Consider the following 5,762-nt stretch of genomic DNA (forward strand, 5'->3'; position numbering starts at 1 on the left):
GCACAAAAGTGATCATTTACAAGTGATACTAGTGATCAAAGCTTAATGAGAATAAGCGATCAAAGTTAATGCAATTGGGTGATCAAAGCTGGAGAGAATATGCAGGCAATAAAATAGTTGGTTAAAATAAGCGACGCAGGAGCAAAAACCAACTGTTTTTTGTCCTGCTTTATTTCCTTGATACTAATTGAGCCTCCTCCCCAAAGTCTAGCATTACGCTAAACTTTAAGGCGACTAAACCAACAGGAGAAGACTCTATGAAATTCTATACTACTTTACATAAATATTATTGCGGAATCGACTTACATGCCAGAATTCTTTATGTTTACATATTAGATCAACAAGGAAAAAACTTGTTCACCAAAAAATTGGGGCTGACCCGCTGACAAGACGAATTTACTGATTGAAAACAATTAGCTACCTAGCAGTAGCCGAAAGAGCACTATTGTCTATTGACAGGAGATGGGCTCATTTGTGTGTTATATTTCATTATACTGAATAAAAGCAAAAATCATATAGATAACAAATAAGGCAATTGGAAAAAAGATTAATCCTCTTTTAGTGCCCTTCAATTTTTGTGACGCAGCATACCTTTCGACTATATTTAATTCATCAGATGTTAATTTGTGATTGCAATGCACGCAGGTTAAATCACCTACACTGATATGTAAGCTACAAGCAGGACATGGTCCTTTTTTGCTTTTTAATCTAGAGTAATTATCTATACCCTCATTCATTTTATTCTCCATCCGTGAATTAAAATATAACGAGCCTGTAGAATTTCTCTTTTTGAAAAAACAGCCACAAAAAATATTCAAAATTAAGCCTCAAAACACGTTGCTACGTGAAATCTGAGACAATAATACATTAAAACTTGCCTTTTAGAGACTCTGTGAACATAAATTTAACCTGTGATTTTCTACTTTGGAGAAATTCTACAGCCTCAACGCCCCAATCAGGGGCTGATAATAGCTTGCTAAAATGTGTAGCGTAGCGGAACTGAGCAAGCTGTTAGCAGTCCCGTTACTGTATTGGCTTGTTAGCTGTTGTACTTGATAACCTAATTCTAAGTTTCTTCTTTTGGTTTCTATATGAGTTCACCGAAGCTACTTCATTAATTTTGTTTTTGGGTGGCTGAGGCTCTTCTGGCATTTCATCGACTATTTCCAAAAGCCCTTTCTTTACAAGCTCTACATCAGATTCAGTAGCCAAGTTTGATATTAACTTCTCTATTTCATTATTTGAATCTATTAATTTATCAACAAGGTCAGATGCTAACTTTCTACCGTTTGCACCTGATTTAATTCCTTCAAGTTGATTAATTACCTTCTGAATCGAGCCAATAATACCTACACGTGCTTCAAGTCTAATAACATTTTGTTGCCTTGAGCCAGCGGTAAAAACACCTTCTGAAATTACATAGTCTGTAACACGCTTAGCATCGCTATAAATTAGTTGAATCCCTTCTCTAAAATTTTTGTAATTGGCAATACCTTGAAGCAATAGTCCAATAGTGCCTAAAACCGTAATTCTGGCTATTAAGGAGCCTTCTTCAAAGTCGACTTCTATAGGTGCATCTGGGGATAAAAAGAAATCCACACGGCTTCTAGCAAAATCAGTGATCAGTTGCTTGAACTCTTCAAGTTGTTGCTCATTTTCAGCAACTTCTGATTCAATGTGAATATAAGCTTGGCTTAGAATATTCTTATTTATGTAATCTGCCAATGAAACCTCCTTGTACAGCTAACGAGCCTGTAGAATTTCTCTTTTTGAAAAAACAGGCACAAAAATTATTAAAAATTAAGCCTCAAAACACGTTGCTACGTGAAATCTAAGACAATAATACATTAAAACTTGCCTTTTAGAGACTCTGTGAACATAAATTTAACCTGTGATTTTCTACTTTGGAGAAATTCTACAGCCTCAACGCTTTGCTAAGAGGAAAATAATGGTTGGCTATAATCGCGAAGCGATGGCCAACTGCTATTTTTCCTTTTAAGCAACTTGGTACGCCCAGCATGGGCATGAACTAATGAGGTGAAAGTCCTCTGTAGGAAGATCACCGTTTAATGAGTTTTATTAAACGCTAACTACTAGCGAATGGCAAGGGCTTTTCTGCGAAGAATGGTCTGAAGGAAGCCGCTAGCAAATTTGTGAGCTGATGAACAAGAACATCATATGAGGCGTAGACTAGAGGTGAGTTAGCCAAGCATAACGAAACCATGTGATCTAATGGTCACCGTAAATGATGCAGCAGTGCAAAGAAAGTACATGCTCTTATCTGGGGAGATCTGCTTAACACGCAATCGGCATTAAACCAGTAAGGCTCTGGTTAATAAGTGCCTTGGCTTCGTTGAATACATCGACGACGAAGAGCGAATGAGATGTAAACCGATAGCGCCAATGATGGTAACGTCAATGGTGATTAAGTAGAAGTCAGCAGACGGCACTTTATATTAGGTAAAAGCGCCAATGCCCCTCTCTTTCGTAATGGTTGGGACATGGTGAAGGCCTGAACATTAACTTAAGGAGGAACATTTATGCATTTGAATACATCAAAATTACCGTCAGGTAATGATGTTATTGAGCATGGCATATCAACCCCAGCCTTACATGAAAATCTCATCGAAAAGCTGTTAAGCCCTGCTAATTTGGATAATGCTTGGAAACGAGTCAAAGCCAACAAAGGTAGTGCAGGTATTGATGGGATGACGATAGATGATTTTCCCGCCTTTGCTAACGCAAACTGGGAACACATCAAAACACAGATAGCTCAAGGAACATACCTACCTAGCCCCGTGCTACGGGTCAACATTCCTAAACCCGATGGTGGCACGCGAAAACTGGGTATTCCTACCGTACTCGATAGGTTTATCCAACAAGCAATCCACCAAGTACTCAATCCACTATTCGACCCGCATTTTTCACCTTACAGCGATGGTTTTCGCCCAAACTGCAATGCAGCACAAGCGGTAACACATTTGCAAACAGGTATTAAATCGGGTCGTAAAATAGCCATTGATATTGACTTATCTAAATTCTTTGACCGAGTTAATCATGATTTACTCATGCATAAAATCGGATTAAAAATAAAAGATAAAGTATTGATGAAACTGATTGGGCGGTACTTACGCGCAAGAATTGTTGAACACGGTAAACGAGTAAAACCAACCCAAGGCGTGCCACAAGGAGGGCCATTGTCACCGTTACTCTCTAACATCATGCTTGATAAAACGTTAGTAAAACGAGGGCATCACTTCGCCTGTTATGCAGACGACTTCACCATTTTGGTGAAAACTAAGCGAGCAGGCGAACGCGTTTTAACGAGTATTTAGCTAATGCAGGTTTAGTATCACTTAGGGATATCTGGATTAAAATCCATCATGGTTAATGAACCGCCCTGTGCGGAGCCGCATGCAGGGTGGTGTGGGGCTGGAGGGTAGAAACCTCCGGCTACCCGATTTATGTGTTTTTGTGCTCACGTTCTTGTTTTAGTATTTTGAGGAGTAAATCTATTCGACGATTTACCTTTTTACTTTCAGCTGTAACCATGCCTTGTACAAAAGTAGATGCAGTGAAAATAACGAACATCACTTTATATGTATCGGAGTCAATATTTAAAAATTGACCGGCAATAATTAGCAAAGCTAAAGGAGCCAGTATTTGTAAAATATCTTTGATACCAACACTTTTTGAACCGAGGTTATTAAATTCATCAATATCCTTCTGGTGCATTGTCATTTGATCATATTCTACTTTGGCTTTTACTTTTAATTGATCATCATTATCCATAATTTGACACCTTACTCTTGAAACACATAACGCCGCCAGCACGCGCGGCTTTGTAGTGAAGGCGAAGCCGCAACGGAAAAGACGTCGCCGTGCCTAGCCTTATTAAATTTTTATAGCGCCATATGCAACAGCGGATAAGGCTTATCCTGACCATCGACTGGTGACCGATCTGCCACTTTAAAGCCAATATGCTGATAAAAACCTACCGCCTGTTCATTCTGCTCGTTTACATCGACCTTTGATGCTCCCTGCTCTTTGATAGCATGGGCCGCCAACATGGCACCAATGCCTTTTCCGCGTGCATCAGGTGAGATGAACAACATCTCAATATTACCGTCATGTACTCCACAGAATCCCTGAATTTCACCGTTACCGTTTTTAGCGCACCTTAAATCAACTGCGTCAAAATACTGCTCCAGAATTAACGGCTTTAACTCCTGTAGATCATCTTCAGCCAGAAAATCATGCGTTGCTCTGACCGACGCTTCCCAGACTTCTATCAGCTTAAGGTGATCTGCTTTTTCTACGATCTCAATATTCATCACTAAACCCGATTGAAAATTTAACGCCTCGTTAAGAGGCTAATAATATGTTGGCTAAAATAAGCGACGAAGGAGCAAAAGCCAACTGTTTTTTGTCCTTGTTTAACAGCTTTGTTAGCTTTTACTATTCTCAAGTTCTAATGCAGCCTGCACATCAACCATACCACCTGCGGACAATGGCATATTAGCTGTGTGAACAGTTACATAGTCGTGGCTATTTAAATATTCAAAGGGAATGTTGTTACCGACACTATTTGGATCAGCCGTTATTATAATGTCTCTTGATTTGATACTGCGTAAATCATAGTAATATGTGTAATAACGAACTGCGATGAATGTAGATGATTTTAATTCACTAAAAGGTGCTAACTCAGTTAGTGAACCGTTTTCAGATTTGATTAATAGTTGAGGTTTAAAAAACGAGCTATTATCCATTCCAACGTTTTGATGAGCGTTAACAACTAAAAAATTTGCGTTATTAGGCACCGAAACTTTGTTATAAAAGTGCTTTTGATTCTTAGAATTAACAAAACATTTTTTATTTTTTCCACCTATTTCAAAGGAGGTTTTTTTATCAAACGAAACTTTATTTACAGAAGTTGATGTCAACTGACTGGGACAATTGGTTACTTGAGCTAACTCTTTGTTGTAATCAGTTGCTTTACAGCCAGCCAATAAAACAATTGATAAAATCACTAAATTTCTCACGAATACTCCTTTATATGATGTAAAAGCTAACGATTCTGTAACCGGCGAATTTGAGCGCCAGCGAAAATGAGTCCAAGGCCAGCTTGCGAAGCAAGGAATTCTGGCCTGAGGTTCACAGGCTTGTTAGTAGTATTTTACTGACAGACCTGCCTATATTCTTTTAAAGCCGCTTCAATCACTGGGATTAACTTTTCTCGCTTACTCCAAGGTTTTAGTTTAGCTGGCAAGCGACTAAGCCAATGCCTATTCGGCCCATAACCGTCAGATCTCTTACGTGACAGCTCAATTGTAGAAGGCATATTCCTCTGCCCAATTACATCTATAAAATGTAAGACTTCGTGCACAGATGCAAACTCTAATTGTACGCCTAAAACATTAACCACCAATAACGGAAAACCTTTACATGGAATGGGCTTCGGAAACGGTGGTTCGAATTTATTAGCATATGACCAGATGTCATTATCAAGATTCACATGCACCCAGTAACTAATGGGTGTAACGGTAAATTCTGAATTAAATTCAACGTGCCATTTCTTCATCTGAATGTACTACTAACGAGTCTGTATAATTTCTCTTTTTGAAAAAACAGGCACAAAAATTATTCAAAATTAAGCCTCAAAACACGTTGCTACGTGAAATCTGAGACAATAATACATTAAAACTTGCCTTTTAGAGACTCTGTGAACATAAATTTAACCCGTGATTTTCTACTTTGGAGAA

General features: G+C 38.6%; 7 protein-coding genes and 1 pseudogene. 2 read left to right on the forward strand and 6 right to left on the reverse strand.

Going from position 1 to position 5,762, the window contains the following annotated elements:
• Window positions 1–257 precede the first annotated feature (257 nt).
• Window positions 258–379 (forward strand): annotated as a pseudogene (locus ACE1OF_RS19305) (IS110 family transposase); the annotation flags it as partial.
• Window positions 380–479: 100 nt separating this feature from the next.
• On the opposite strand, the gene ACE1OF_RS19310 reads toward ACE1OF_RS19305, so the two are convergent.
• Both ACE1OF_RS19310 and ACE1OF_RS19315 read right to left on the reverse strand, forming a co-directional pair.
• On the reverse strand, window positions 480–737 hold the full coding sequence (locus ACE1OF_RS19310; protein ID WP_448896499.1) for a hypothetical protein: 258 nt from the start codon (window positions 735–737) through the stop codon (window positions 480–482).
• A 286-nt stretch (window positions 738–1,023) separates the two neighbouring features.
• Window positions 1,024–1,725 carry a hypothetical protein gene (locus ACE1OF_RS19315; protein ID WP_448896501.1) on the reverse strand — a complete coding sequence of 234 codons (702 nt, stop codon included), beginning with the start codon at window positions 1,723–1,725 and terminating at the stop codon, window positions 1,024–1,026.
• Between the two features lie 815 nt (window positions 1,726–2,540).
• Here ACE1OF_RS19315 and ACE1OF_RS19320 point away from each other — a divergent pair.
• The gene (locus ACE1OF_RS19320) at window positions 2,541–3,335 is read left to right on the forward strand and encodes a reverse transcriptase domain-containing protein (protein ID WP_448896502.1); all 795 of its coding nucleotides are present in this window, start codon (window positions 2,541–2,543) and stop codon (window positions 3,333–3,335) included.
• Between the two features lie 127 nt (window positions 3,336–3,462).
• On the opposite strand, the gene ACE1OF_RS19325 is transcribed toward ACE1OF_RS19320, so the two are convergent.
• The 4 genes from ACE1OF_RS19325 to ACE1OF_RS19340 all read right to left on the reverse strand — a co-directional run bounded on the left by ACE1OF_RS19325 (window position 3,463) and on the right by ACE1OF_RS19340 (window position 5,581).
• Window positions 3,463–3,792, reverse strand: coding sequence for a hypothetical protein (locus ACE1OF_RS19325; RefSeq protein WP_448896503.1), 330 nt, complete (start codon window positions 3,790–3,792; stop codon window positions 3,463–3,465).
• 110 nt (window positions 3,793–3,902) lie between these two features.
• Window positions 3,903–4,334 (reverse strand): acetyltransferase, encoded by a 432-nt coding sequence (locus tag ACE1OF_RS19330; protein WP_448896504.1) that lies wholly within the window; start codon window positions 4,332–4,334, stop codon window positions 3,903–3,905.
• Window positions 4,335–4,448: 114 nt separating this feature from the next.
• Window positions 4,449–5,042 carry a hypothetical protein gene (locus ACE1OF_RS19335; RefSeq protein ID WP_448896505.1) on the reverse strand — a complete coding sequence of 198 codons (594 nt, stop codon included), beginning with the start codon at window positions 5,040–5,042 and terminating at the stop codon, window positions 4,449–4,451.
• 134 nt (window positions 5,043–5,176) lie between these two features.
• Window positions 5,177–5,581, reverse strand: a complete 405-nt coding sequence (locus tag ACE1OF_RS19340) for a hypothetical protein (RefSeq protein ID WP_448896507.1) — start codon at window positions 5,579–5,581, stop codon at window positions 5,177–5,179.
• Window positions 5,582–5,762 lie beyond the last annotated feature (181 nt).

It is taken from the genome of Colwellia sp. E150_009 (genome assembly GCF_053543955.1).

Bases quoted from the DNA above. Each gene is read 5' to 3' on its own strand.
- ACE1OF_RS19340 (WP_448896507.1), bottom strand. From the start codon at position 5,581: ATGAAGAAATGGCACGTTGAATTTAATTCAGAATTTACCGTTACACCC.
- ACE1OF_RS19325 (WP_448896503.1), bottom strand. From the start codon at position 3,792: ATGGATAATGATGATCAATTAAAAGTAAAAGCCAAAGTAGAATATGAT.
- ACE1OF_RS19310 (WP_448896499.1), bottom strand. From the start codon at position 737: ATGAATGAGGGTATAGATAATTACTCTAGATTAAAAAGCAAAAAAGGA.
- ACE1OF_RS19320 (WP_448896502.1), top strand. From the start codon at position 2,541: ATGCATTTGAATACATCAAAATTACCGTCAGGTAATGATGTTATTGAG.
- ACE1OF_RS19330 (WP_448896504.1), bottom strand. From the start codon at position 4,334: ATGAATATTGAGATCGTAGAAAAAGCAGATCACCTTAAGCTGATAGAA.